Origin of the sequence: Melghirimyces thermohalophilus, from assembly GCF_900102685.1 — a bacterium.
In the GTDB taxonomy this organism is placed as follows: domain Bacteria; phylum Bacillota; class Bacilli; order Thermoactinomycetales; family DSM-45169; genus Melghirimyces; species Melghirimyces thermohalophilus.
Map to the genome: position 1 here is coordinate 103,114 of NZ_FMZA01000006.1, position 24,931 is coordinate 128,044.

28 protein-coding genes are annotated in these 24,931 nt (G+C 51.6%); 18 read left to right on the forward strand and 10 right to left on the reverse strand.

Going from position 1 to position 24,931, the window contains the following annotated elements; all coding sequences use genetic code 11:
• Positions 1-172: 172 nt before the first annotated feature.
• On the forward strand, positions 173-1,117 hold the full coding sequence (locus BLP91_RS05875) for an SPL family radical SAM protein (protein ID WP_091567622.1): 945 nt from the start codon (positions 173-175) through the stop codon (positions 1,115-1,117).
• Between the two features lie 557 nt (positions 1,118-1,674).
• On the opposite strand, the gene BLP91_RS05880 is transcribed toward BLP91_RS05875, so the two are convergent.
• Positions 1,675-2,040 carry a hypothetical protein gene (locus BLP91_RS05880; RefSeq protein WP_091567625.1) on the reverse strand — a complete coding sequence of 122 codons (366 nt, stop codon included), beginning with the start codon at positions 2,038-2,040 and terminating at the stop codon, positions 1,675-1,677.
• A gap of 177 nt (positions 2,041-2,217) precedes the next feature.
• Here BLP91_RS05880 and BLP91_RS05885 point away from each other — a divergent pair, with 177 nt between their 5' ends.
• The 6 genes from BLP91_RS05885 (at position 2,218) to BLP91_RS05910 (ending at position 8,361) form a co-directional block, all read left to right on the forward strand.
• Positions 2,218-2,721 carry a hypothetical protein gene (locus BLP91_RS05885; protein WP_091567628.1) on the forward strand — a complete coding sequence of 168 codons (504 nt, stop codon included), beginning with the start codon at positions 2,218-2,220 and terminating at the stop codon, positions 2,719-2,721.
• Positions 2,722-2,775: 54 nt separating this feature from the next.
• Positions 2,776-4,110 carry a VWA domain-containing protein gene (locus BLP91_RS05890; protein ID WP_091567630.1) on the forward strand — a complete coding sequence of 445 codons (1,335 nt, stop codon included), beginning with the start codon at positions 2,776-2,778 and terminating at the stop codon, positions 4,108-4,110.
• 164 nt (positions 4,111-4,274) lie between these two features.
• On the forward strand, positions 4,275-5,900 hold the full coding sequence (locus tag BLP91_RS05895) for an endonuclease/exonuclease/phosphatase family protein (protein ID WP_091567633.1): 1,626 nt from the start codon (positions 4,275-4,277) through the stop codon (positions 5,898-5,900).
• A 470-nt stretch (positions 5,901-6,370) separates the two neighbouring features.
• Entirely contained in the window at positions 6,371-6,760 is a 390-nt protein-coding gene (locus BLP91_RS05900; RefSeq protein WP_091567636.1) for a hypothetical protein, read from the forward strand.
• Positions 6,761-6,844: 84 nt separating this feature from the next.
• Positions 6,845-8,134 carry a hypothetical protein gene (locus BLP91_RS05905; protein WP_091567638.1) on the forward strand — a complete coding sequence of 430 codons (1,290 nt, stop codon included), beginning with the start codon at positions 6,845-6,847 and terminating at the stop codon, positions 8,132-8,134.
• A 23-nt stretch (positions 8,135-8,157) separates the two neighbouring features.
• Positions 8,158-8,361, forward strand: coding sequence for a hypothetical protein (locus tag BLP91_RS05910; RefSeq protein ID WP_091567641.1), 204 nt, complete (start codon positions 8,158-8,160; stop codon positions 8,359-8,361).
• Positions 8,362-8,419: 58 nt separating this feature from the next.
• Here the strand turns inward: BLP91_RS05910 and BLP91_RS16675 are convergent, their stop codons facing one another.
• The 4 genes from BLP91_RS16675 to BLP91_RS05920 all read right to left on the reverse strand — a co-directional run bounded on the left by BLP91_RS16675 (position 8,420) and on the right by BLP91_RS05920 (position 10,748).
• Positions 8,420-8,557 carry a hypothetical protein gene (locus BLP91_RS16675; protein ID WP_176757854.1) on the reverse strand — a complete coding sequence of 46 codons (138 nt, stop codon included), beginning with the start codon at positions 8,555-8,557 and terminating at the stop codon, positions 8,420-8,422.
• Between the two features lie 207 nt (positions 8,558-8,764).
• Positions 8,765-9,811, reverse strand: a complete 1,047-nt coding sequence (locus tag BLP91_RS05915; protein ID WP_245662151.1) for an LCP family protein — start codon at positions 9,809-9,811, stop codon at positions 8,765-8,767.
• Positions 9,808-10,008 (reverse strand): hypothetical protein, encoded by a 201-nt coding sequence (locus tag BLP91_RS16680; RefSeq protein ID WP_176757838.1) that lies wholly within the window; start codon positions 10,006-10,008, stop codon positions 9,808-9,810. The genes BLP91_RS05915 and BLP91_RS16680 overlap by 4 nt, the downstream gene beginning before the upstream one ends.
• A gap of 35 nt (positions 10,009-10,043) precedes the next feature.
• Positions 10,044-10,748 carry a DUF3153 domain-containing protein gene (locus BLP91_RS05920; protein ID WP_091567646.1) on the reverse strand — a complete coding sequence of 235 codons (705 nt, stop codon included), beginning with the start codon at positions 10,746-10,748 and terminating at the stop codon, positions 10,044-10,046.
• Between the two features lie 330 nt (positions 10,749-11,078).
• On the opposite strand from BLP91_RS05920, the gene BLP91_RS05925 reads away from it, so the two are divergent.
• The 5 genes from BLP91_RS05925 to mraY all read left to right on the forward strand — a co-directional run bounded on the left by BLP91_RS05925 (position 11,079) and on the right by mraY (position 16,142).
• Positions 11,079-12,047, forward strand: coding sequence for an alpha/beta hydrolase family protein (locus tag BLP91_RS05925; protein WP_091567648.1), 969 nt, complete (start codon positions 11,079-11,081; stop codon positions 12,045-12,047).
• Positions 12,048-12,208: 161 nt separating this feature from the next.
• Positions 12,209-13,096, forward strand: coding sequence for a phosphate/phosphite/phosphonate ABC transporter substrate-binding protein (phnD, locus tag BLP91_RS05930; protein ID WP_091567843.1), 888 nt, complete (start codon positions 12,209-12,211; stop codon positions 13,094-13,096).
• 2 nt (positions 13,097-13,098) lie between these two features.
• Entirely contained in the window at positions 13,099-13,854 is a 756-nt protein-coding gene (phnE, locus tag BLP91_RS05935; protein ID WP_091567650.1) for a phosphonate ABC transporter, permease protein PhnE, read from the forward strand.
• Between the two features lies 1 nt (position 13,855).
• Positions 13,856-14,599 (forward strand): phosphonate ABC transporter ATP-binding protein, encoded by a 744-nt coding sequence (phnC, locus tag BLP91_RS05940; protein ID WP_091567653.1) that lies wholly within the window; start codon positions 13,856-13,858, stop codon positions 14,597-14,599.
• Positions 14,600-15,149: 550 nt separating this feature from the next.
• Positions 15,150-16,142, forward strand: coding sequence for a phospho-N-acetylmuramoyl-pentapeptide-transferase (gene mraY / locus BLP91_RS05945; protein WP_091567656.1), 993 nt, complete (start codon positions 15,150-15,152; stop codon positions 16,140-16,142).
• A 53-nt stretch (positions 16,143-16,195) separates the two neighbouring features.
• Here mraY and BLP91_RS05950 read toward each other — a convergent pair whose 3' ends face one another.
• Together BLP91_RS05950 and BLP91_RS05955 are read right to left on the reverse strand one after the other, a co-directional pair.
• Positions 16,196-17,872 carry an ABC1 kinase family protein gene (locus BLP91_RS05950; protein ID WP_091567658.1) on the reverse strand — a complete coding sequence of 559 codons (1,677 nt, stop codon included), beginning with the start codon at positions 17,870-17,872 and terminating at the stop codon, positions 16,196-16,198.
• Positions 17,873-17,939: 67 nt separating this feature from the next.
• Positions 17,940-18,284 carry a phasin family protein gene (locus tag BLP91_RS05955; protein WP_091567660.1) on the reverse strand — a complete coding sequence of 115 codons (345 nt, stop codon included), beginning with the start codon at positions 18,282-18,284 and terminating at the stop codon, positions 17,940-17,942.
• A gap of 381 nt (positions 18,285-18,665) precedes the next feature.
• Between BLP91_RS05955 and BLP91_RS05960 the strand changes: the two genes are divergently transcribed.
• Positions 18,666-19,343: a hypothetical protein gene (locus BLP91_RS05960; RefSeq protein WP_091567663.1), complete on the forward strand. Its 678-nt coding sequence runs from the start codon at positions 18,666-18,668 to the stop codon at positions 19,341-19,343.
• A gap of 333 nt (positions 19,344-19,676) precedes the next feature.
• Complete coding sequence (locus tag BLP91_RS05965) at positions 19,677-21,293, forward strand: FMN-binding glutamate synthase family protein (protein WP_091567665.1); 1,617 nt, start codon at positions 19,677-19,679, stop codon at positions 21,291-21,293.
• A 54-nt stretch (positions 21,294-21,347) separates the two neighbouring features.
• Here BLP91_RS05965 and BLP91_RS05970 read toward each other — a convergent pair whose 3' ends face one another.
• Positions 21,348-21,842, reverse strand: coding sequence for a superoxide dismutase family protein (locus tag BLP91_RS05970; RefSeq protein ID WP_091567845.1), 495 nt, complete (start codon positions 21,840-21,842; stop codon positions 21,348-21,350).
• Positions 21,843-22,181: 339 nt separating this feature from the next.
• Between BLP91_RS05970 and BLP91_RS05975 the strand changes: the two genes are divergently transcribed.
• The 4 genes from BLP91_RS05975 (at position 22,182) to BLP91_RS05990 (ending at position 24,332) form a co-directional block, all read left to right on the forward strand.
• On the forward strand, positions 22,182-22,403 hold the full coding sequence (locus BLP91_RS05975) for a YaaL family protein (protein WP_176757855.1): 222 nt from the start codon (positions 22,182-22,184) through the stop codon (positions 22,401-22,403).
• Positions 22,404-22,639: 236 nt separating this feature from the next.
• The gene (locus tag BLP91_RS05980) at positions 22,640-23,065 is read left to right on the forward strand and encodes a CoA-binding protein (RefSeq protein ID WP_425412181.1); all 426 of its coding nucleotides are present in this window, start codon (positions 22,640-22,642) and stop codon (positions 23,063-23,065) included.
• Between the two features lie 132 nt (positions 23,066-23,197).
• On the forward strand, positions 23,198-23,380 hold the full coding sequence (locus tag BLP91_RS05985) for a hypothetical protein (protein WP_091567674.1): 183 nt from the start codon (positions 23,198-23,200) through the stop codon (positions 23,378-23,380).
• A gap of 100 nt (positions 23,381-23,480) precedes the next feature.
• Complete coding sequence (locus BLP91_RS05990) at positions 23,481-24,332, forward strand: endonuclease/exonuclease/phosphatase family protein (RefSeq protein WP_091567676.1); 852 nt, start codon at positions 23,481-23,483, stop codon at positions 24,330-24,332.
• 164 nt (positions 24,333-24,496) lie between these two features.
• Here BLP91_RS05990 and BLP91_RS17360 read toward each other — a convergent pair whose 3' ends face one another.
• Positions 24,497-24,637 carry a hypothetical protein gene (locus tag BLP91_RS17360; protein ID WP_176757856.1) on the reverse strand — a complete coding sequence of 47 codons (141 nt, stop codon included), beginning with the start codon at positions 24,635-24,637 and terminating at the stop codon, positions 24,497-24,499.
• Between the two features lie 115 nt (positions 24,638-24,752).
• Entirely contained in the window at positions 24,753-24,920 is a 168-nt protein-coding gene (locus tag BLP91_RS17365; RefSeq protein ID WP_176757857.1) for a hypothetical protein, read from the reverse strand.
• Positions 24,921-24,931 lie beyond the last annotated feature (11 nt).

Below are 24,931 nucleotides of genomic sequence, written 5' to 3' on the forward strand. Positions count from 1 at the left end.
CCTTGAAGATATTGTTCTTTTCTTCTTGACGCGAAATCGGATTGGTTAGGCTCCTTTTTTCATAATATTCCATAGATAGTGGCATGAAAAGGGAAATTGTTGCTTTGACATGTATTCGACATGGTTTTTATGGTAAAATCAGAACAAATGTTCTACTGCGGAGGTGGGCGGGATGAAAAACGGACAACTGCCGGATCGCTGGTTTCCAGTCCGGCCGAAGTCGGTTTTAAACCGGGTGACGGATAAGCGGATGCCCTTCGAATGGTCGATCAACCCTTACCGGGGTTGTGGCCACGGGTGTCACTTCTGTTACGCCCGAGCGACTCACAGCTGGCTGGGATTCCATGCCGATGACAGCTTTCGGAATAATATCTATGTCAAACGGGATGCCGCTTCCGTCCTCCGCTCCGAACTGAAACGGGGCAAATGGAAAGGTGGGGGCATCGCCATCGGGACGGCAACCGATCCCTATCAACAGCTAGAGGGGAAGCTTAAAATCACCCGTTCGATTTTAGAGGTGTTGCAGGAATATCAAATTCCTTGCAGTATCACCACCCGCTCTCCGCTGATCCTGAGAGATCTGGATCTACTTAAAAAGATGAAGATCATTTCTGTAAATATAAGCGTCAGCACTCTGGATCGTGAGATTTGGCGGAAGACGGAACCTTCTTCTCCCCATCCTCGGCAACGGATGAAAACCGTCCGGGAGTTGAATCATATGGGGGTATCCGCGGGTATTTTTCTCGCCCCGATCATCCCCTACCTGACCGATACAGAGGAACAATTGCAGCAAGTGGTGAATCAGGCGAAGCAGCACGGGGCTCTTTTTGTCGTCCCCTCGATCCTTCGCCTTTCCCCAGAGGTGAAAAGCTGGTTTTTCCGACAGGTGCAGCCGGCTTTTCCCCGTGTGTATCCTCATCTGGTTCGACTTTATGGAGAGAAGGCGATTGCTCCGGAGAGCTATCGACATTCATTGATGAAGCTGGTGGAGCGACTGACGGAAGAAGCGAGGCTTTCCGCCCGTACCCCACCTTACGAAAATCGGGAAGCCCATGCCGCCATCCGGGAGAGAGGATCCACATCACTAGAGCCGCTGGAACAGCTTCGTCTCTTTTGAATGGTTTTGGTCATACCTTAATTCCCCTGACACAAGTTTGGTGGTGGGGTTTAGGTGGATGAGACGGGAGCCGCTCTGTTTGAGCATCGGTTTTGGTTGCAGGTTTTAAGGATCACGCCAGGTTTATCCGCGATGCGCTAGCTCCAAAGGAGCAGGGGCGATCGATACAGCGAAGGGGTATGTGCGGACAGCCTGTTGGAGGTGGCCCACGGCCCTGTCTCCGATCAGCAGGCACTGATCGCCCTGGCCTCACAGGCTAATGAGGCGGCGGAGGAATTCGCCAGTTCAAATTGGACCGTTTAACTGGGATGTGGAATGGGAGATGGTCGTCCTGTTTCAGGGGTTTCTCCGGGAGTTGGAAAGCTACCGGATGGACAACGAAGTATTGGGGTGCTCCCCCCCTCTGATGGCCGATCACATGTTTCGGAGGAGTGCTATTACCTGACCAAACTGCTGTCCGCTCAGGAGTCCAGCCGCCTCCTTGCGATCCGGGCCAGCTTCGCGTGATGTCCTGAGTGAAAAAACCGCTTCCTTCCAGGAAAGCGGTTTTTCTGCTTTTACAATCGTCCCCCCATCTGTTCTAACAGTTGTTCCGCCTCGTCAAAGCGGCTGTCGTCGGTAATGACGGTGACGGACAGGTCTTCGGCCCCGAACTCATCGCTGCCGTCGGCTATGCCGCTGGAGTGGATGTCGGCTGCCTTCAGAATCCCAGGGTCCCGTCCGGTTACCGGTGCTCCGGTCAAGGTGGACAAAGAAGAGGGAGGCTCGGCGATGGGGTTATCCAGGTCGCTGGCATCCTCCTTGGGACTAAGGGAAAAACGGGACAGGTCAACCGTGTCAAACCCCCGTGCTTTCAACTGTTGAACAGCCTGCTGTGCCTGCCGTTCCGTACGGAAGAAAGCGATGACGTTTCGTTGCCCCATAGATGGTCCTCCTTATCAAAGATCTTTTTTAAGGTGAACCAGCCTGCCAGATTTATACTCAGTTGACCCGATCGATCTGGTTATCGGACTTTTATACTATTTTCAATATATTTTAGTGACTACCGTAAGAACTTTATATAAAATGAGATTATCATGGCTTATGAGGAGGTTGTATCGTTGAAGTCATTTCGAATTCTTCTTACCATTTTAGCCTTCACCCTGATCCTTACTGGTTGCGGCGATGCCAGCGGGGACGAAAAAGAAAAGGAAAAGGAGGAGAAAAAAGAGGATCTGGGGGCGGTGGAACCATCCAAAACTTATAAGGAAATCGAATTTACCGATATTAACTGGATTATGGGCGAGCCCGCATCGGAATCGGAGCCGGGCGTGTACATTTACAACAAGGAGAAGCATCCCTCCAGTCTGTCCGACCAGGATTGGGATCATAGCGATATGCTGTATGTGCAGGCCAATCCCGACAAGTATAAAGGGAAAAGTTTGTCTATCTCCAAGCTGCAAGTGATTCAAAAAGATGTGGTCAAAATTGTTGTCTCCCTCAACCAGAAATCAAATAGTGATGGAGATCCACCGGAGACATGGGTCGAAATAGAAGCCGGCGCCCTGGACGGGAAAAAGTTTATTGTGGAAACAAAAGACGGAGAGCGCGTCAAACTGAAATGACTGCACCGGCCCCCTGTGGGGGCTTTTTAGCTAGGGATAAAAGGAGGTTGGTCTATGAGAACCCGTGCCCTCTTGTCAGTACTGATCGTTTTGATGTTGGTGTTTTCAACTGGCTGCAGTACCTTGCTTGATGGGTTTGCTTCTGATTCGAACCAATCGGCCGCCGAAAAGAAAGAAAAGAAAAAGCCGAAGGTAAAAATCCCGGAGGAACTTCAACATATTCCGCTGCCGCCGGCAGGGAAGTACGCCGGGGATAGGTATGATTGGCAAAAGGTGAAACAAGAATTGAATGATATTCCGAAGGACGCCTCGGCGAAGGAAGTATTAAACCGCATGTACGAACTGGCTGCTGAAGATTATCGGCCGGTGATCCGGTATTACCAAAATTTCGATCCCTCCACCATTGAGGTGGAGCGAGGCCCGAATGGGGAGTTGCGGTTGAAGGAGTTACCCGGACAAAAGAAGGTGAATATTGCTATCCTGCTGGATGCCAGCGGCTCTATGGCTGGCAAGGTGGATGGCGGTGTCAAGATGAAGCTGGCCAAAAAAGCGGTGAAGGACTTCGCCAGCCAGATGCCTGAGGGGTCTGATGTCTCCCTGACCGTTTACGGCCACAAAGGATCCAACAACAAAAAGGATCAGGCGAAATCATGTAAGGGAATCGAAGAGGTTTACTCCCTTGGATCCTATCATGAAAAGAAATTTAACCAGGCTTTGGATCAATTTAAACCCACCGGTTGGACGCCACTCGCAGCCGCTATGGAAAAAACAGAGGACCGGCTCTCCTCCCAAACAGAGGCGGAAAACATCGTCTATGTGGTGAGTGATGGAAAAGAGACCTGTGGTGGCGATCCGGTTAAAGCGGCTCAAGCATTGCATGAATCGGACATGAAAGCGGTCGTCAATATCATCGGCTTCGATCTGGACAATGAAGGACAAAAGGCGTTGGAAGCGGTGGCGGAAGCGGGTGGAGGCGAGTACTCCTCTGTGGATGACGGCGCTTCCCTGGATCAATATTTTGCTGAGGAGAGAAGCCGACTCTATGATGCTTGGGCTGATTGGGCCAATGAGCACTATGACAAAGCAAGCGATTTGAGCAGTAAAAAATACGATCAGCTGCAGAAGAAATCAAATGAAGTCTACGATATCACCCAGCGAGAATTGAGACGATATGAGAAGATGACCGATTATCTGGAAAACGAGCGAGGATTTGAATTTGATTTTCTTCATGAAAAGGTAAATAAAAATTTTCGCTATCGGATCGATGTGATCCAAGAGTGGAATTTTGACGTGGTGGACCATTTGCAGGATAAAGTGTTGTACAACGCCGACAAAATACAGGATGAAGTGCTAGAGAAAAGCGACAAAGAGCAGGAGAAACTGTACTGACGATTAATACGCTCTGTAGTCCATCACCAGGCGATTGATCCTCGTTAGGCACCCTGAGGGGTGCTTTTTTTTTTGTCGATTAAAAAACTTAACCGTTCATTCGTCCTACGCTTCATTTTCGGTCCATAAAATGGGAAGGGAGAAAAGTTGAAAGGGGCGTTTTGATGGAACGACGTGTATGGGTGCTCTTCTTGATCACCGGTTTGCTGATCGCCTGCGTTCCTCCGGTATCCGCCAGTGCCAAGAAGGCCGATTGTTCCGGTGTTCAGCAGGAGGTAAGCCATGAAATTTATCAAATTCAGGGAGCGGGCACATCCTCTCCCATAGAGGGAGAGTCGGTGACCACCTGTGGGACTGTGATCGCCATATCGGATCAGGGATACTGGATGCAGGATACGACGGGAGACAAAGATGCGTCCACTTCAGAAGGCATCTTTGTCTATCACCCATCGGCGGATGTGGCACCAGGCCAAGTGGTGAAACAGCAGGGGACAGTCAAAGAGTACTACGGGTTGACGGAGTTATCCAGCCGCAGTGCGCCTGATACCATCGGTTCCGGCAGCCTTCCGGATCCGGTGGAATTAACCGCTTCGGTCGCTTATGATGATCTGGAAACTCTGGAAGGGATGCGGGTGACGCTGAAGGAAGCGACGGTAGTGGCGGGCAGCAATCAACACGGCGAAACTTTTGTCGTACCGGGAACCCGGACCACGCGTGTTCATCGAGAGGACACCACCACGCCACTCCTCAAATTGGATGATAAACTGGAAAAACGGGTGACAGGGGCATCCACCTTCGATAGGGTATCCGGGAACCTGACGGGGCCATTGGATTATGCATACGGTGCTTATGCCCTCCAGTGGAATCAGGGATCCGCCGATGTCGCTGATACCGGGAACACGGAAAACCGTCTCCCAGCCGACGACGGAAACCTGACGATCACGACGTTCAACGTGGAAAACTATTTTGGGGTTGGCTCGGAAATCTCTCCGGGAGATCCGGATTCTCGGGTCTCTGAGGAAGCGTTTAAAAAGAAAACGGCGAAATTGTCCATCGCAATTCGCAGGCACTTGGGCTCCCCTGATCTTTTGGCTGTGCAGGAAGTGGAGAAAAAAGAGGTGTTGGAGGCACTGGCGGACCGGGTGTCGGCTGATGGAGGCCCCCGTTACACCCCGTATCTGATGGAAGGGAATGATGGGCGCGGTATCGATGTGGCTTATCTGGTAAAAGAAGGTATCAAGGTGCGTTCGGTGGAACAGGTGGGGGAGTCGGCAACCACCAAGGTAGAGGATTGCGGTCCCTTGGATACCGACCTTCTCTTCAGCCGCCCACCCCTCGTCCTGCGTGTAGAGGACAGCGAAGGTCGGTCGATTTCTTTGATCAATAATCATTTCAAGTCGAAAGGCGGACCTGATTCTTGTCGCAATGCCCAGGCGGAGTTTGTGGCCGATGTGGCCAACCGAGAAGCAGACGAGGGCCATAGCATCGTCGTATTGGGCGATCTCAATGCTTTCCCGGATGAGCAGGCGGTTCAAATGTTGGAATCCCAGGCGAAGCTGACCAATTTGGTCGATCAAATTCCCGATCCCCGCGCCTTTAGTTATATCTACAGCGGAAAAACGCAGTTCCTCGATCACCTTCTGGTCAGCTCTGATTTGAGTCCGCGTACGGTGGAAGTCGATTCCGCCAAGATGAATCCCGACTTCCCCGTCTCCGATGAACAGGATGATAGCACCGCCCTCCGCGTCTCCGATCACGATCCCCTTCGAGTGGAGTTTGGACGGAAATAGGGAGGAACAACCCGGCTCATGGCCGGGTTTTTTTTGACCAGAGGTTTGCTGGAGAAGGGGTTCGGCAGAAGACAGGCCGGGGCTTCCAGCGTTTTCAGCAGAAAGTAGCAAGGATCCCACCATCACCTGCAGCCAGAAAGGGCCGTCAAAAATATGTTAGGCAAACTCGCCGCTTGATGTCTGTTCAAGGTCCATTGGGATTTCGAAGCAGATGATGCTTAAACACAGGAGGGATGCATCGCAAAATTCCTTTCTTTCCAAATATGAATAACTAATCCCCCCATAAAGGGCGGGGGGATCTATTCCTGGCTTGGCGGATTCTCGTCTACCGGATAGACATCTTTTGACTTTCATATCGGATTATTTTATACAATCCCATTGTCTGTGTGCCTGATGTTGAATAGAATAATATAAGAAAAGGCACTTATTTTTCGTTCGTCCAGTTCGGGAGAAAAAGGAGGGATCTGGAGATGGATCGACTCTGTTTACCCAATATCGGACCGAAGGGTCGCCGCTGGCGTTACTGGGCGACTGGGATCAACTTTGTGATGGTGGCTTTTACACTGATCGCCTCGGCTTCCGCTGACTGGGGTTTTTGGACCAATCTGACTTTGGCCGTGCCCATCTGGCTGGGCTTCCTCGGCTTTTTTCAAGCTCGGGAAAAGACCTGTGTCTTCCTGGCTGCCCGAGGTTTGCGCTCTGTCGATGACCGAAGTCTCCCCTTCATGTCCGAGACAGAACAGATTGAAGACAAACAGGAACGGGCTCAGATCAAACGACAAGCTAATCGAGTCCACCTCCGGACGTTGGGTGCAACCTGTGTCCTGATGACCATCGTTATCACCATTACAATCCTCTAATAGGGGCCTTTCTTTATCTGTTTTATTCTCCGATGTGCTTGAACCGGTAAGTAGCAGCAAACGAGAAGATGGAAAGGGAAATCTATGCGTTATGAACGGTTTCAAGTGGAAGATGTCCTGACTTTTATCTCCCACCAACTGGTGCAGGCCAAGACAGTGGATGGCAAAGAAGTGTACATGCAGGAGCTGGTCTCCACACGGCCGTTGCCACCGTATACGCAAGAACTTCTGTTGAATATGAGACTCCCCCATGTTCCGCCGGTAGTCGATGTGATGGTGCAGGGAAACCGGATTACATTGATCCATCCGCCTTTCTCAGGGGACCCGCTTCCCCTTGTTGTCAGCCGAAAGGATCCGATGAAGCCGGAAGAAGGACTCAAGTTATTTCAAAAATTGTTGCAAACGATGGAAGCTTTGGAGCAACTCTCCCTCCCGTTGACCACGACCTTGGATCCACGGAATATCTGTATAGCAGATGAACCCTACATACTTTTCTACTGGTTGATGGATGAAGAAGAGAATCAACCCGATGAAAAATGGCGGGAACTGCTGTTTTATGTGTGGACCGGTTCAGCACCGGGCAACCGGGTAGAGCGAAAGCAACGGCTTAAAAAAAATAAAAAGCTTCCACCGGAATATCAACAACTGGCATTGGAGTGTTTCGATCCGGAAAAAAGCCGCTCTGAGATTTTGCAACAAGTGAATCAGCTGTTGGATCAAAGGGCGTTTTCCCGCAAAAAAAAAAAAGAAACCTCCCTTCGAAGACGGGCGATCCGCTGGACGGTTTCCTCTCTTCTTCTCTTTTTAGCCGGGGGAGGGATCGGGTATGCTGCCGCCTATATCCAGCACTGGATAGGCGAAGAAGGGAAATTTCGTCCCACTGCATCGGCGGAGGTTCTCCGGAATATGGACCGCGACAAAGTGTTGCCGGCATCCAAGGTGGAATTTTCCACATCTCAACCCACCTATCAGCTGCCGGCACTTCAACAAGGAGCATCTCGCCTCCAGACGGAATTCACCCTGGCCGATCGACAACCCTTTTCCATCTCCTTTCAGGCGGAAAACCGGAAGGATTTTTACGAGGTTCGAATTGACAACGAGGGGCAGGTGTTGGTGATCCAGTATACGGAACATCAGCATCAAGTCGTATCTCAAAGCTCCCCTTACCGCGTTGATCCCGACCGAAAGTACCGTGTTGAAGTGGAGTACCTGCCGGGTCGATCCTTTCAGTTGTCGATTCATGGAGAGGGGGAATCGAGGCCGTGGCGAGTCGTCGGACCGGCGCCGCCAGAGGCTTCTTACCAGGTTGCGTTCCGGGGGAGTACCGGAACGGTTTTGTATCACCCAGTTTTGATCCCCCCGAAAGAGGGATGATCGGCTGGAAAGGAGGTCATTCCATGTATGAAGCAAAAACGTTGTGGCTGTACGGATCGGTGATCTTATCCATTCCACAATTTTTTAACTGGCTGATATTTGAGATGCATCCGTCTATTCTCGTCTCGGTGGTGCTCGCCGTTTCTGTTGGAATGTATTTTTTGACCAGTTTGTTCGACTGGATGGATCAACGGAAACAGTCTCGTTTTGTATCGGAAAGAGAATGACAGATATGACAAGCCCCGCCTGCAGCAGGCGGGGCTTGAGGTGTCGAGACGTTTCTGGTCAGTGAATCTTTTTCTGTGTGACGGCTTCGTTGTTGGAACGGGCCGTTTTTTTCTTACGCTTCAGCAGGAAAAAGGGAATGATCCCCGCGGGTACCGGAAGTTCTTCTGTTACAGGCAGTGGTTTCTTCCTACGCATCCGCAACCCCTCCTTCAGCAGGTTGTTGACCATAGGACCAACGTTAGAAGGAGTTATACTCCCTAACCTAAAGATAACGCGTTTTATACAGTTGTCAATAGAGTAATTTAACCGAATAAGGTGGATTATGCTCCAATTTGCCAGAAAAATGGAGAGTGACGAGGGGGATCAATGAAAAAACCTCCCGGGTTGGGAGGTTTTACGTTCTTATGGAGTCGTCTCCGGATTGCCGGTTGTGCCATTCGGCGCTTGGTTCTCTTGGGAGGGAACACCATCGGAACCTTCGGTCTCGGAATCCGAAGAGGGAGGTGGATCATAGGGCTGGCCGTCCAGGGTTTGGGTGGGGAGATCCAACTGCTGGCGGATCACATTGCTGACTCGCAGGCGTTCCTGGTCGGTAACGATATAATACCAGATCCCTTGCACATTATTGTTGCTGTTTTCCCCGTTAAGCTTGATGGTTTCGATTTGATCTTTGGGGATGTTGCGGTATAGCTCCTGAAGAGCGATAAACTGTTTCATCTTCATATTGTGCGTCACATTGTTGCCGACGGATTTTAAGATATCGTCGATTCTGGTGACAGAATTGATGCTGACGATTTGGTCCATCAAGCTCTGGATCACTTCACGCTGCCGCATATTGCGGCCGAGGTCCCCCCGGGGGTCAGATTTTCGCATCCGAACGTAGCCAAGAGCCCGTCTGCCGTCCAGATGAGCCGGCCCCTTTTCGTAATGTTCCATTTTGTTGAAGAGACGCATCGTAAAATCGAAAGGAATATTGACATCGACACCGCCGACAGCGTCTACCACTTCAATAAAGCCATTAAAATTGACTTTCACGTAATAATCGATCGGTATATTTAAAAAGTCCTCTACAGTGGTGATCGTGTTTGTCATCGGTCCGACTTCGGCTTGTTTCCCGTAGTAAGGAGCCGAATTGATCTTGGTTCGAACCCCGTTGCTGTTGGAAATTAATACTTTGGTATCCCGAGGGATACTCACCATCTTGATCGACTTGTCGTGGGGATTGACGGCGGCGATGATAAGCACGTCGGAGCGCCAATTCGTATCATCCGCACTGCGCACATCGGTTCCTACGAACATGATGGTGAAGGGGTCCTTCATGGTCACTTGTTCCTGCCGTTTATCCGATCCTTGGCGGTTGAGAGGATCGTAGGATGAGTCCATAGCGCCCCAGACCTGATAAATAAAATAGCTGGAGGCACCGATAATTCCCACAGAAAATAAAATCAAAACCCGAAACCACCATTTTCGGCGTTTCTTCTTTCTGACGTGTTCCAATCTGGATTCGATAAGCCATACCCCGCTTTTGTATCCAGTACATTACTTGACTTGGTTTTTTTCATCCGTTGATCCCTGTTTATATCTTTGTAGGGTCGGATGATAATATATTTGATATCAGGGCTCATACCCCACTCCGGAATAAGCAAACGGTGAAACCCCCTCTTTCTGTTTCAAGTCTTTGTTACGATCCTTTCGCACGGGAACGGCGGTATCGCCATAAAAGCAAGGCCATCACCAAAATCCCCGTTCCGGTGATTCCCCATCCGACGGGATTGGGAAATTCAATCTCAACATAAATCGGATTGGTAGTACCTGGTTTTAAATGCCAACCCAAGGTTTTCCCATTCTGAGAAAGGCGATCGGCATTGTGTTGGTCCGTTTTTATTGGAAGGCTCAATTTTAAGTTGAGATCCAACTCGTCCACCCAGACCTGTTCCAAAGGGTTATCTGCCTTCAACTGAGTGAGGTCAGCCTCGGTGTCGAGAGTGATCCGGTAAAAAAACCAACTTTTGTTGACTTGAACAGGACCGGTGGTGCGTTCTTCCGGAAGGGGGATGAGTCCCGCCGATTTCCCGGCAGGGGTCAACGCCTTTTTTAAATCTTCACCGGGGGGTTCCTCGACCACGTTGTCCACTTGTTTTTCAGCGATCCACCCGATCTGATCGCCCTCTTCTGTTTTTCGGATCTGATAACCGCTCTTTTTGATCTGAGCCCGAAGCGGGTCCAATTCCCTCAGTAACAGCGGTTGGGTCAGGACCTTCAAACGGTAAAGGCCCGATCCGTCCGGGTTGACGGATATGTGGTAATCCCCATGGACGCAACCGGTTAACAGAATCAGCACAAAGAGGACCATCGTGGCTGCCCTCCGTCTAACAGGCCTTCGCATCCTCCCTCCTCCTTAGGGTCCACCCGATGAACCACGAAAATCTAACATTCCATCATAACACGTTCATAAGTTCCATGATAGGTTTTTGTATGATATAAGGGATGTAATATCAGATTAACGTATAAGAAGTCGGAATGGAAAGAAAAAAATCGAATCAGGAGAAAAACCGGTATAATGGATAGGGGAAATAAACCCAATTGACTAATCCCTTGGTTCGGTTGTATTTTCAGGGCTATCAATTTAACATGGATTATCATAAGTGCTTGGACAAAATGTAGCGGCCGGAGGTTCGGTCGTCTCTTTCCTAAACGAAAAGCGGGGGAACGTGAGTTGAAACGCTTATGGATAGGTCTCGTCTTTTTTATGTTCCTGGCCGCTCTCTCCGCTTATGTCTTTATAGATCATGATTCCGAGGCGGATGCCGATAAGCTGGGCCATCCCCAGGTAGGGGAAACGGCTGCCGGGGAGAGCAAACCGAAGGATCCCTTTCAAAGTACTGACGGCAAAATCATCGATAAACGACAGATTTCTACAGATGCAGCATTCCGGAAAAAGGTGGAGTTGTTCCAGATCCGCTATATGAGTGAAGGCGTAGAAGTGGCGGGATTTCTGGCGAAACCAAGGAAGGTGAAACAGCCGCTTCCAGTGATTATCTATAATCGCGGCGGGATCGTAGACAGCAGTCAGATCGGGGAGAAAACACTGAAACATATCGTCAAGCTCTCTTCCCGGGGATATGTGGTGGCAGCCTCCCAGTACAGAGGTTACGGAAGCAGCGCCGGCACGCGGGATATTGCCGGAAAAGATGTCCAGGACGTGATCAATTTGATTACGCTGGTGGAGAGCTTGCCTTATGCGGCTGGAGACCAAAAGGTGATGCTCGGGTTCTCTCGAGGCGGGATGATGACTTATATGGCCATCCGGGAGGGAGCGGATATACGGGCAGCTGCGGTAGTAGGCGGCGTCACGGATTTAACGGACCTGTACAAACATAGTGGGGACGCCTTTCAAAACCCGCTGAACCGGTGGGTCGGAGATCCACTGCTGGATGAGGAGGAGTACATAAAACGTTCCGCAGTGGAATGGCCGGAAAAGCTGAAGGTTCCCCTTCTCCTCATGCACGGGTTGGGAGACCGGACGGTATCGCCGGAGCAATCGCAACGGTTGGCCGAGCAGTTGACGCGACTGGGTTATGAACATCGTCTCGTGTTAATCCCCGGGGGCAGCCACTATCTGTACTCCCACCCGGATAGACGGGATCAGGAGATTCTTAATTGGTTCGCCCAGTATCTTCCCTAGATGCCACGTATGATGCCGGGGTCAAGGAATGGCCTCCGCCCTTTCCTGCAGCAGATATTTGGCACAAAGTCCCGTGGATCAGCATGGAAGTGGAAGAGTTCGGGTAAAATACCATCGCTTTTATGATAGGAGTAAGATGGAAGGGAGTGAACGCAATGAAGATGAGGCGCCTGATTCTCTTGTTAAGCGCACTGACGTTGATCGTCTCTATAGCTGGGTGTGGCAACGGCGAGGAAGAAGAGCCATTTCAAGTGGGGGTGGTTCCTGCTCAGAATAAAGGCGACATGAAACAGGCGATGGACAAGCTGGAGAAAAAGCTTTCTGACGGAATCAACCGGCCGGTGGAGATCAAGATCCATTCCGATTATCAGGCCGTGGTGGAAGCTTTAAAATATAAGAAGATGGATATGGCCTTCCTCGGTCCGCTCACCTTCGTCCAGGCCCGGAATGCCACGGGGGTGAACGCCATCGTCACGCAGTTGATCGACGGCAAACCCTACTACCACTCGTATATCATCGTTCCGGAGGATTCTGAGCTGGACTCGATGGAGGAACTGGTGAAGAACAGTGAAAACGTGCGGTTTGCCTTTGGCGATCCCAACTCCACATCCGGCTCCTTGATACCCAGTATCGCACTGAAAGAGCGCGGGGTGTTTCAAAGCAACCAAAAGCATCAATTTCAGGAGCTCACCTTTACCGGATCCCATGATGTGACCGCCCTGTCGATCCAGAACAAAAAATACGATGCCGGGGCCATCGACAGTGCCATTTACGACCAATTGGCAGAGAGCGGAAAAATCGATAAAGATCGCATCCGGATCATCTGGAAATCGGAAAAGCTATTCCAGTATCCCTGGGCGGTTCAAAAAGAGGTGGATCAACAGACCGTCGACCAGCTGCGAAAAACCTTTCTCTCGATTAAAGATCCGGAGATTTTAAATGTCTTCGGTGCCAGCGCCTTTACCAAAGCGGAAAACAGCGACTATGAAACGATCCGAAAGGCGGCGAAGGAAGCGGGGCGCCTTGAGGTAGGCAGCACGGGTGAGTGATGATGGCCGTGCGTAGAAAAGTGCTTCTGACGTTGCTGTTGGTGCTGGTTGCCGTTATTTTCAGTGTGCAGGATGCAGAGCTGAACTTCGGAGAGATCGGGGAATTATCTAATTCCGCCGATTTTTTGGCTCAGATGTGGCCCCTCGATTTTTCCATGCTGGGTCATTCTCTGGAGGAAACCCTGATCACCGTGGAGATCGCCTTCCTGGGTACTTTGGCAGGATTGGTGGTCTCTTTTCCGCTAGCTTTTCTTGCCGCCAGAAACACCTCTCCCCATCCCACGGTGTACAATGGTGTGCGCTCTTTTCTCACCTTTCTTCGCTCGGTTCCGGAATTAGTGCTGGCTTTGATCTTCGTTCCCACCTTTGGGCTGGAGCCGTTGACGGTGATCATGGCCCTCTTTTTGCATAATGGGGCCGTATTGGGCAAACTGTTGTCCGAACTGGTGGAGGCGGCGGAACCAGGCCCCCAGGAAGCGGTCGCCTCTACTGGAGCCCGGGGTGTTTTGGTTGCTCTTTACGGGATCGTGCCCCAGATCTTTCCCAACATCCTCTCCCATTCTTTTTACCGTTTTGAAGTCGGGGTCCGTTCCTCCCTCTTGTTCGGGGCGATCGGGGCCGGAGGGATCGGGGATGTGTTGTATCTCCACTTTAAAACCTTTGAGTATGCTGCGATGGCGGTGGATGTGCTGTTGATCATGGTCCTGATCTGGTTTTTGGATTATATGGGTTCTTACTTCCGGGCAAAGGTGATCTGAGATGCTGCAATTTGTTGATGTCAGCAAACGATACGCCCATGGTGCTCCCCTCGCTCTGTCGCAGGTTTCCCTGGACGTGGCAGAAGGGGAGTTTGTGGTGGTGTTGGGGCGGAGCGGGGCCGGAAAATCGACGCTGATCCGATGCGCCAACGGCTTGGTTTCACCCTCTTCCGGGGAGGTACGCTGGAACGGACGCAGCGTCACCGCAGCGCGCCATCGGGAGTTGTTGGACCTCCGCTCGGAAATGGGCATGATCTTTCAGCAGTTCCACCTGATCGACCGCCTCGATGTGCAGACCAACGTTATGGTGGGCCGGTTTCACGACCTCCCCTTGTGGCGCGTGCTGATCGGTTCTTTTCCGGCGGAGGTACGGGAACAGGCCCGGCAAGCCCTGGCTCGGGTGGGGATCGATCACCTGGCGGAACAACGGGCCGACGGCCTGAGCGGCGGACAGCAACAGCGAGTGGCCATCGCCCGGGTGCTGATGCAGCGGCCAAAGCTGCTGTTGGGAGACGAGCCGGTGGCCAGCCTCGATCCGGTCACCGCCGATGTGATCCTGAAGCTCTTGAAAGAGATCCACCAGCAGGAGCGGATGACCACGCTGCTCAACCTTCACGACGTCCGCCTTGCCAAACAGGTGGCCACCCGCATCGTCGGCATCCGCTCCGGCCGGGTTGTTTTTGACGGCCCCCCCGACCAAGTGGATGACGCCCGCATCCGGGAGATCTATGGCGCCGCGGAATGAGTGAATGGTAGATATAGCGAAAACCCGCCAAATGGCGGGTTTTTATATGGAAACGTTTTTGTGGATTTAAAATAAAACGCTTTCTCCACTAAAGGGGGTGGTTTTAAATGGAAACTTACAAATTGTATCCAGCGGAAGAATATCAGTCTTTGTTGTTTGCGAAGGATGAGGTTCAATAAATGGTATGATTCATACTGGGGAATACCCGTCAATAATTTATGGACTCCATATATGCTTTTGTTGAGGAAGGATCAGAGTTGGATCAATTCGATGATGGGGTGATCACCTCCATCGATAAACACGAGTGTATTGATGAGCGGGTTAAGAAGCAATAGAAAAAATAGAAGTTCAGTAGGATCTATTCCTTTCGCAGAAGACCTTCCAGCTGAACTCATCATCCCGATACTTCCCCCTTCCGACTAAATTAGATAAAAGGTCCGGTGTTCATCGGCTGGCGGGTTTGATACATTGGGTCATGTATTGATTCTCGTCATAACATAGGGGCTCCCGCACCGAGAAACCTGTGGATGGTAAAAGGAGCGAATGGGTGATGTTGGATTCGATTATATTGATTCCTCTGGCGGTTTCCTTCGGACTGGGGTTGATACTGGGCCCCCTGGTGATCCCGATTCTGCGCCGGCTGAAGTTTGGGCAAGCGATCCGGGCGGAAGGGCCTCAAGGACATCAAAAAAAGGCCGGTACGCCTACGATGGGCGGAGTCATTTTTATGATGGCCCTGGTGCTGACGTCGATCCCTATTGGGAACGCCGTTCACGCCGGCTTGTCCGATCTATTTTTTCTGCTGTTTGCCATGCTGGGATACGGCATCCTGGGCTTTATGGATGATTACATCAAGGCTGTCATGCGCCGAAATCTAGGCTTGACTGCCGGACAGAAGCTGTTGGGACAGGTGTTTATCGGAGTGGTGCTGTTCTGGATCCTGTGGCAGGTTCGGGTGGTAAGGGGCAGCCAGGAGGCGATCTCCAGCATCGGGATTCCTGGTACCGACCTCTCCTTGGAATTAAATTGGTTGTATTTTCCTTTGTTGGTGCTGATCATGATCGCCGCCTCCAATGCAGTCAACCTGACAGATGGACTGGACGGGCTGGTGGCAGGGACCGCGGCGATTGCTTATGGGGCTTACGCCATCATCGGCATGGTTCAAAACAACGTGGGCGTGGTCATCTTTTCCACCTGTGTCTCCGGTACTCTTCTCGCCTTTCTGGTGTTTAACGCCAATCCGGCCAAGGTGTTTATGGGGGATACCGGCTCCCTCGCTTTGGGAGGCGGGCTGGCGGCACTGGCGGTGGTTACCAAAACGGAGCTGCTCCTCTTGATTGTCGGCGGGGTGTTTGTCGTCGAAACCTTGTCGGTCATGATCCAGGTGATCGCTTTCAAATTTCGGGGGAAGCGGATCTTTCGTATGAGCCCGCTTCACCATCATTTTGAACTGAAAGGTTGGTCGGAATGGCGGGTAGTGGCTACCTTTTGGTTCGCCGGTTTTCTGTGCGCCGTCTTGGGGATCATTCTATTTATTATCTGAACATCGAAAAAGAGTTTCGGCCTCGGTGGCGAAACTCTTTTTTTAAAAGGGACCTACAACCGGCCCGATTTGTAGATGGAATAGATCAGCCACATCAGCATAAATACAGCGATCACAAAGCCGATTTCGATGGCGGGTACTTTCCACAGCAGGGTTTGTTGCCGGGTCAGTGAGGAACCGATGATTAGTCCACACATGATGATACTGAATGAGAGGAGAACGATACTGTAGGACAGCCGGTTGACGATTTGGTCTAGTTTTTGCAGGAAGAGATTGAGCCGGGGAACGCCTACGTCTACCTGTACCCGCCCTTTTTTCATGTTTTCCGCTAGCTGGCGCAAGTGCTTGGGAAGTTCCAGCAAGCTTTCACCGAAATCGAAGGCATGTTTCCAGGTTTCCTGAGTGATTCGCCGGGGATGGAACCGTTGTTTGATTAGCTGTTCACCAAAGGGGCGGGTGATCCGGGTGATATTGATTTCCGGGTCTAGCCTCTTCACAAGGCCTTCCAGGGAGAGGATGGTTTTTCCCAACAGGGTCAAGTCGGCAGGGATCTGGATCCGGTAGCGATAAGCTAGATCAAACAAATCCTTCACCGCTTCCCCGATACTGATGTCGGAGAGAGTGATGTCGTAGTATTTATCGCCTAATTCGTCCACGTCGAGCCAAAATTGTTCCCGGTCGATGTCATCAGGCACGATGCCCATCCGCAGCATGGCGCGAACCGCGCCTTCGGTGTTGCGGTGCATCATGGCGATCACCATTGACGAAAAGTGGCGTTTCATCTCCGGGCTGAGGCGACCGACCATACCGAAATCGATAAAGGCAATGCGGTTTCCCGGAAGGGCGAACAGGTTGCCCGGATGGGGATCCCCGTGAAAAAAACCTTCCAACAGGATCTGGCGGAAGATGGCCTGCACCAACCGTTCGGAAAGAACTTTTCGATCTAAACCGGCTTCCTCCAACCCCTCTGGGGAGCTGAGCCGGATGCCGTGCACATATTCCATGGTTAGAATGCGGTGGGTGGTCAGCTCCCAGTCCACCTGAGGAACCACCACTGGATCCTCTTCTCTGAACTGGTTACGAATCTTTTCCATGTGGCGGGCTTCCGCAGTAAAGTCCAACTCCTGCCGGACGGCTTTACTCAGCTCCTCCACCATTTTTCCGATCTGATAATGCTCTCCCCATTCCAGTCGCTGTTCGGCAATGGAAGCCAACTCCCGTAGAATCGCCAGATCCCGTTGGACCAGGCCGGCGATCCCAGGCCGTTGAATTTTAACGGCGACGGCTTCTCCGCTGTGCAGTACAGCACGATGGACTTGGCCGATGGATGCGGCAGCGATCGCTTCTTCGTCGAAGGTGGAAAAGAACTGGGTGTAGTCTCCCAACTCCTGCTCCAGTACCTTTTGAACCTCTTCAAAGGGTAGAGGGCGAACCTCATCGTGCAGCTTTTCCAATTGGGCGATCACATGGCTGGGCAAAAGATCGGATCGGGTGCTAGCCACCTGGCCCAGCTTCACGAAGGCCGGGCCAAGTTCTTCCAGCGCTTCCCGGACGTGCTTACCCACCGAAACGGGGTCTTGGTTGACAGGTTCTGATGCGGCGGGTCTTTTAGGGATGGACAGTTTGGAGAACAGTCCCATCTCGTCCAGGAGAAAACCGAACCCATGCCGGGCGAAGGTGTAGACGATTTCCCGGTATCGATTGAGGTTCCGCATTTTATTCCTGAGCATCTCTCGCACTCCTTAGCAGCAAGGTGATATCGTTTAACAGGTCATCGCCTCACGTATCCAATTTTAATTAGTCGCCGCGGGTCTCCCTCTCATCCGAGGAACGAACGAGTGGAGATAACTTGTCGAGGCGGTGTTCCAGTATCCGAATATGTTGCTCCAGCTGTTCCAGGTCTTCCTGCGTGGCGACCTCCATTTCGTTCAGAATTTTTTTCATCCGTTCCCGCAGCTGTCGATCCAGTTGTTCTGATTCCTGTTCCCCACGGGTGATCAGTTTGTCCAGGAGTTCCCGGGAGGCTTGGGGGCTGATCTCTCCCCGTTTCACCAGATCCTTCATCGTTTTTTCCGCACGCTCTTTACTGATCACGGCCAATCCGAGTCCAGCGGTAAACCCTTTTTTCACAAAGTCTCTCATGGCTCGTTCCTCCTTTATGGTACCATTCACCATGGTCCGCTTGATCCCCTTTTTCCCGGCTTTTCCTGGGAATAATCTCATCACGGAAAAAGTGAGAGATGACAGGCGCATAGAATGGGAGAGACCGGTTTAGTCTTTTTTCATACCTGTGTGGATTCCCGGGACCAGCGTTGCGCATCCGTAGGTCGAGGCGTACCGGTGGTTCCTTTTCTGTTTTGGATCGGCATCTCACGGTCTTTCCCTCGATTGACATGGCGCGTCCCGCGAAGTATATTGGTGACGACCCGCTCCGATCCGAGGGGCCCGATAAGGACGCCGGAGTGACGGGCCTTTACTCTGGGTAAAGGCCTCTTTTCCTCGATATATATAAGGGGGCGCTTCATGTTTTGGCAGCCGATCAAACCGCTGATCGAAAAAATTGAGATCCAACCCAACCCCGGTAACCAGTTAGTGACGATTCAATACATCCCGGAAGAACTGGAGAAAATCGGTGTCGGCACCGACGCGGTTGTCGTCCGTCATCCCGCCCATCCCGGGGTCGTCTTTAAAAGGTATGTGAAGGAAAGGGATCAAGTCCGGCAAGACGAGGAGGAGGTTTATCGCCGTTTGGGCGATTCGCCTTATTTTCCCATCTTCTATGGGTCGGAGGATCATTTTCTCGCTCTCAGTTATGAACAGGGACCGACCCTGTATGAATGTCTAGTGGAAGGGATCCCGATTCCGGACCGTGTGATCACCGATGTTGAGGAAGCCCGCCAATACGTGCGAAATCAGGGACTCAATCCCCGGGATATCCATCTGAAAAATGTCTTATTGCAAAATGGCCGCGCCAAGCTATTGGACGTATCCGAATACATGAAACCCGGGGATGATGGCCGGTGGGATCATTTGGTGCAGGGTTATCGGTTGTTCTACCCGCTGATCGAGGGACGAAAAATTCCGGTGGATTTGATTGAACAGGTTAAACAGGCGTACTACGACCAAGTGAAAGGGGATGTTTCCCTGCTCGAGTTCGGCCGCCAGTTTCTTCAATTATGGCGAAACCGAAAACAATCATAAAAACGCCTCGATGGGCGTTTGCATCACATTTGGTGCACGAGTAAAGCTATAAGTAAAGCTTCGAGGGAGTGGCGGGAGATCGACAAACATCAGGTCAGCCCCCGCATTAAACGGAACATATTGCAGGACATGATATTCTCTACGCGGAGTACGAGAAAAGAATCGAAAAAATTGGAAGCGGAAAAAGTCCCGTGAGGATGAATACGAAAAAGCGAAACGAGTGGAAAAAGATGCACGAGATGAATGAAACCGTTGCCGTAAGGGACGGTTTTCTTTGTGTACATTTGTTTTTCCCTTGCTATGATAGAGGGGGAGGTAAGATCAAAGGGGGAAATGGTTTTGGAATCCGTTAAAGAGTTTATTTTGGGGCTCGATGTGTTGTTGATTGCGGCGATGGTTTTACCGGTTCTGTTTGTTGTTTATCTGTTTTTTTACGATCGTCGGCAATCGGAACATTCGGTGCTGCGAAATTATCCGATCTTAGGAAAAGTTCGGTATTTCCTGGAAAAAATTGGACCTGAATTACGGCAGTACCTTTTCGATAACGACAGTGAAGGACGCCCTTTTTCCCGCAGGCAGTTTGAGAATATCGTCAAACGGGGCAAGTATCTTCATGACTTAATCGGATTTGGCTCTCAGCGGGACTTTGAAGAGAGTGGTTTCTACATTAAGAATACTCTTTTTCCCAAGCAACTGGAAGAGCTCGATGTAGACGAGGAACCGAAGGTGAAGACGAAGGCGTATACCATCTACCATGATGGGCTCTTCTATCGAAAAGAGAAGCGGGGCGACGTGGAGGAATCTCCCTGGCTGCTGCGGGACGAGGATGCGGTGGTGATCGGTGAAGGGTTGGCGCATCCTTTTCGAGTCAAAGGGCTGATCGGCATGTCGGCGATGAGTTACGGTTCCCTGGGAGAGCGGGCGATTACCGCTTTGTCTCAGGGACTCGGCCGGGCAAAAGGCGCCTGGATGAACACCGGTGAAGGGGGGCTTTCCCCTTATCATCTGAAGGGGGACGTGGATCTGATCGTTCAGATCGGTCCAGGTTTGTTCGGGGTTCGTGACGAAGACGGGAACTTTGATTGGCAGGAGCTGGGTCGTAAGGCAGAGATTCCGCAGGTACGCGCCTTCGAGTTGAAGTTGGGGCAAGGCGCCAAACTGCGAGGGGGCCATGTGGAAGGAAGTAAGGTAACCCCGGACATCGCGGAAATCCGGGGCGTCAGACCTTATCAGTCCGTCGACAGTCCGAACCGATTTCGGCAGTTTGACGATGTGCCGTCGATGATCAACTGGGTGGAGCGCATTCGCTCCTATACGGGGAAACCGGTCGGCATCAAGATCGTCGTAGGCGGATATGAATCGGTGGAGCCGCTGGCCCGTTATATGGCGGAATCGGGACAGGGTCCAGATTTTATCACAGTAGACGGGGGAGAAGGCGGTACCGGCGCCTCTTTTCAGGAGTTGGCCGATTCCGTCGGTTTACCGAATAAAACCGCGCTGATGTTGACCGATACCATCCTGCGAAAACACGGCGTTCGGGATCGGGTGAAACTGATCGCTTCCGGAAAGCTGGTCACTCCCGATCAGGCGGCGATCGCTCTCGGCATGGGAGCCGATCTGATCAATATCGCCCGAGGGTTTATGATCAGTGTCGGCTGTATTCAGGCTCTCCGCTGTCACAGCAACGAATGTCCAGTAGGGGTGGCCACCACTGATCCCGATCTGCAGCGGGCGCTTGTGGTGGAGGAAAAGGAGTACCGTGTAACCAATTACGTCTTGTCTCTCCGCAGAGGGCTATTCCGGCTCGCAGGCGCCGCCGGGTTGAGCTCCCCGGTAAAGTTGGGTCATGAACATATCATTTACAAGGACCGGTCAGGCGCGATCGTTCCCTTGCATAGGATCATTCAAAACCTGGAACAGGAAACACTGTCGGAAAAGGCTGCGATCTGACTTTTTCCGTCCACAACCCTTTTATAACCGGACACGCATGTGTCCGGTTTTTGTTTATGCCGGTTGAATCACGCCGCATCCCAGGCGTTTCCCCGCATCACCGGCCGGCTGCGTCCGGTAGTCATCGGGATATTGGTGGATGATCACCGCTTTACCGATGACGTCCTGGGGCCGGAAACGGTTGTTGAAAAAACACATCCGGGCATATCCGTCGTTGGAAAACAAGACGGGGAAGTCACCGGCATGGTTGCCGTGAGGCTGCTGATCAGGGTTCCAGTGCTCACCGGCATCTTGAAAGGGGTCCTGAGGATTTCCCACTTGGCAAGAGCCGTTTTCATGAATATGAAAACCGTGGGGACCGATGGGGTTTTTTCCTTCCTGTCCCGGTTGATAGCGAGGAAGACCAGTCACCTCGGCACATACCTCGGTCCCGCCCTGGACTTCCTGAAACCAGACGGTTCCTCTAAGTTGACGGGCTAAAGGTCCCCCGGTGATGTGAGCGACAGCCGCCCGCCCCTGGCCGGGGTAGGCGGGAGTAGTCGGCTGCATCGGATAGGGCTCTTGTTGAATTTGCGCAGGAAAAGGCAGAGACCAAATATTTCCTATAAACATAAGCGATTTCCTCCCTAGGTTGAATGCTGGAATCAGTATATGAGAAAGGCCCATAGGCGGTGATCAGGGGAGGACCGGGGAGACTGTTTCCGTCTAGGGGGAAAGGCTGAAAAACGACGGATCCGCTTTTTACCATAGCTGCTCCGTCGTTTTACTAAATTAGGTCTGTTCTTGCGAAAAAGGACATAGGGTTAATAAACGGAATCTTTAAAAAATAGGCTTGGGTTGGAGAGAAGAGGGTAGTTTTTTCTAAACCAGGTGAGGGAAGGTGATGATGTGGGTTTATTCCCTAAGGGAAAAGAGAGGAAATCCTCTTATGAAAAAATCTGTCATGAAGTGGATCAAATCCATCAGGAGTGGGAATACGCGAAAAGGCAGTTGGACGATGTGACCGATCCCGATTTGGTGGACAGCGCCATCTATCACTTAAAAGCAGTGGAAAAACGATACATATTTTTAATCAAAGAATTGAAAGCGTACAAAAGCCAAGCGATGTAAATCATCCACACCACAAAAAGGGCTGCCAACCAGCAAGACCGCATGTCAGACCGAGGAGAGGTAAAAGAAGGGTTGGCAGCCGTTGTATGAAGACGATTGATATATTCAATGATATATCTAATTTCATTATAATAATCTGCTACAAGAAATAAAGAGCTTGTTTTTTCCAGCATTTTTGCCGCTCCTTTCTTCCGCCGCAAACTTGCGATATATTATGGAAAAAGGAGTGGATGTCCTTGCATCAGAATCCGGATCAAAAGACGATTCGCCGTCTGCTGAAAGAAGCGAAACATATTGCCGTGGTGGGCCTTTCAGACAAACCCGATCGAACCAGTCACATGATCGCCAAAGCGTTGCAACAGGCCGGGTATCGTATTTTCCCGGTCAATCCCATGCTGGATGGTCCGGTTCTCGGGGAGCGACCGTACGCTTCTGTTCAGGAGATTGAAGACGAGGTGGATATCGTCGATGTCTTCCGCAGAAGCGAACACTGTGTGCCTGTCGCAGAGGATGCCGTCGCTGCAGGAGCCGGTGCTATTTGGTTTCAGGAGGGGGTTATCAACGAAGAGGCGGCGGAGATCGCCGAAGAGGCCGGTTTGACGGTAGTGATGGACCGCTGCATCAAGGTGGATCACGCCCTCTTGTTGGGGGGGAAGGGTTGAGACTGGACTGGGGGAGAAAGTGGCCGATTACGGGCTTATCATTGACAACCCAACAGGAGTTGGCGTCATAATATAAAGATAAACAAACACCGTCAGCTGCTTGCACCAGAACGCTCCTAAGAGGTGATGGCTGTGCAAACCATTAAGTTGTCTGCTCTGATACTGACGGTTTCACCAGAACTGTATGATCTGCTCCGGCAAGAAGAGCTGGAGTCGGAAGTGATCGTCAGCGATCTTCGTTCTCTGAACCAGGAGGATGTCAGCGAAATTATTGAACAGGCTATAACGCACCACCATCGGGCTCCTTACCATTAATCCAGGTTTTGACTCTCCCCTTCACCGTCGTGAAGGGGTTTTTTAAACCAAGCTGTAAAACCTTTGCGTCAAGCAGGATTTTGGAAAGGAGGAATCACCCATGCGGAAAAGTACGTGGTGGTGGTCAGGGATAGTGCTGGCATTACTGTTATGGGTGCCGTTTTCTGTTTGCGGAATGGGGGTGGACCAGGAACGGAAGGTGAGCGTGCTCACCTGGAACATTCATCACGGCACCGATCACCAAGGCCGTCTCGATCTGGAGCGGACAGCAGAGGTGATTCGGGAAAGTGGAGCGGAGCTGGTGGCATTGCAGGAGGTGGATCGACATTGGTCGGACCGAAGCCGCTTTACCGATCAGGCTCGGATCCTGGGGGAGAAGTTGGATATGTGGGTCTGCTTTGCCCCGATTTATTCTCTGGATCCCCAAAAAGAAGGCGAGCCTCGGCGGGAGTACGGGCTGGCCATACTTAGCCGCTATCCGATCACATCCTTTAAAAATCACGAACTGTCCCGGATCAGTTCGCTAGAGCCGGAACGAGGAATTCAATCCCTGCCGGGATTCCCCGAGGCGGTGATCAATCTCAAGGGGCAAAAGGTGCATCTGTTTAATACTCATCTCTCCTGGATGGATGCTGATCTCAGGCTAAAGGAAGCGGAAGAGATGTTGGACATTATGGCAAAGGCGGATCATCCCGTGATTTTGACCGGTGACATGAATGCCCTCCCCGGCACACGGGAGATCCATCGGTTGGAGCAAGAGATGACGGACACCTTCGAGGCAGCTGGGGAGGGGGACGGGTTTACGTATCCGGTGTTGGATCCCCGACGGCGGATTGATTTCATTTTCTCCAGTAGAGAGATAAGGGCGCTGGACAGCCGGGTGATCCAGGATGTTGGTTCCGACCATTACCCCGTGCTCTCAGTGCTGGAGGTGCCGAAGCAAATCCACTGACTCGGCGGAAACCTTACGGCTTCAGGATCACCGCAACCGTTCTTTTTTTGTGAAGATTTCATGGGCGTGTTCCGCCTGGTCCAAGGGGAGAACGTGGGTCATGATATCGGTTGGATCGAAGGCTCCTTTTTCGATCATCCGGGACAACTCCGGCATATAATGGATCACCGGTGCTTGTCCCAATTCCGTGTGATATTGCGGGAGAAGAAATCACCCAGCGGAAAGGCGTTGTAATGCATTCCATACACTCCGACCAGGTTGACCGTCCCCCCTTTGCGAACCGCCTGGGTGGCATTCTGGATCATTCCCATGGAGCCCCCTGCAGTTTGAGAGCGGTTTGGACCAACTCCAGGCCGGTCCTTTTGCCATCCATCCCTACACAGTCGATCACGACATTGGCCTCGCCCTGGGTTATCTCCTTCAGAAGAGCCTCCACATTTTCGTGCCAGGTGAAGTCGATGGTTTCCTACGGTTGCTCTTTTTGGTACGGTCGAGTCGGTAGGAGATGTAATCGACGGCGATCACCGCTCCGCTCCCTTCATCCAGGCGAAGATGGAGCAAGATATTGATCTTGAGGAGGTGTTGCACCGGTCAAAACA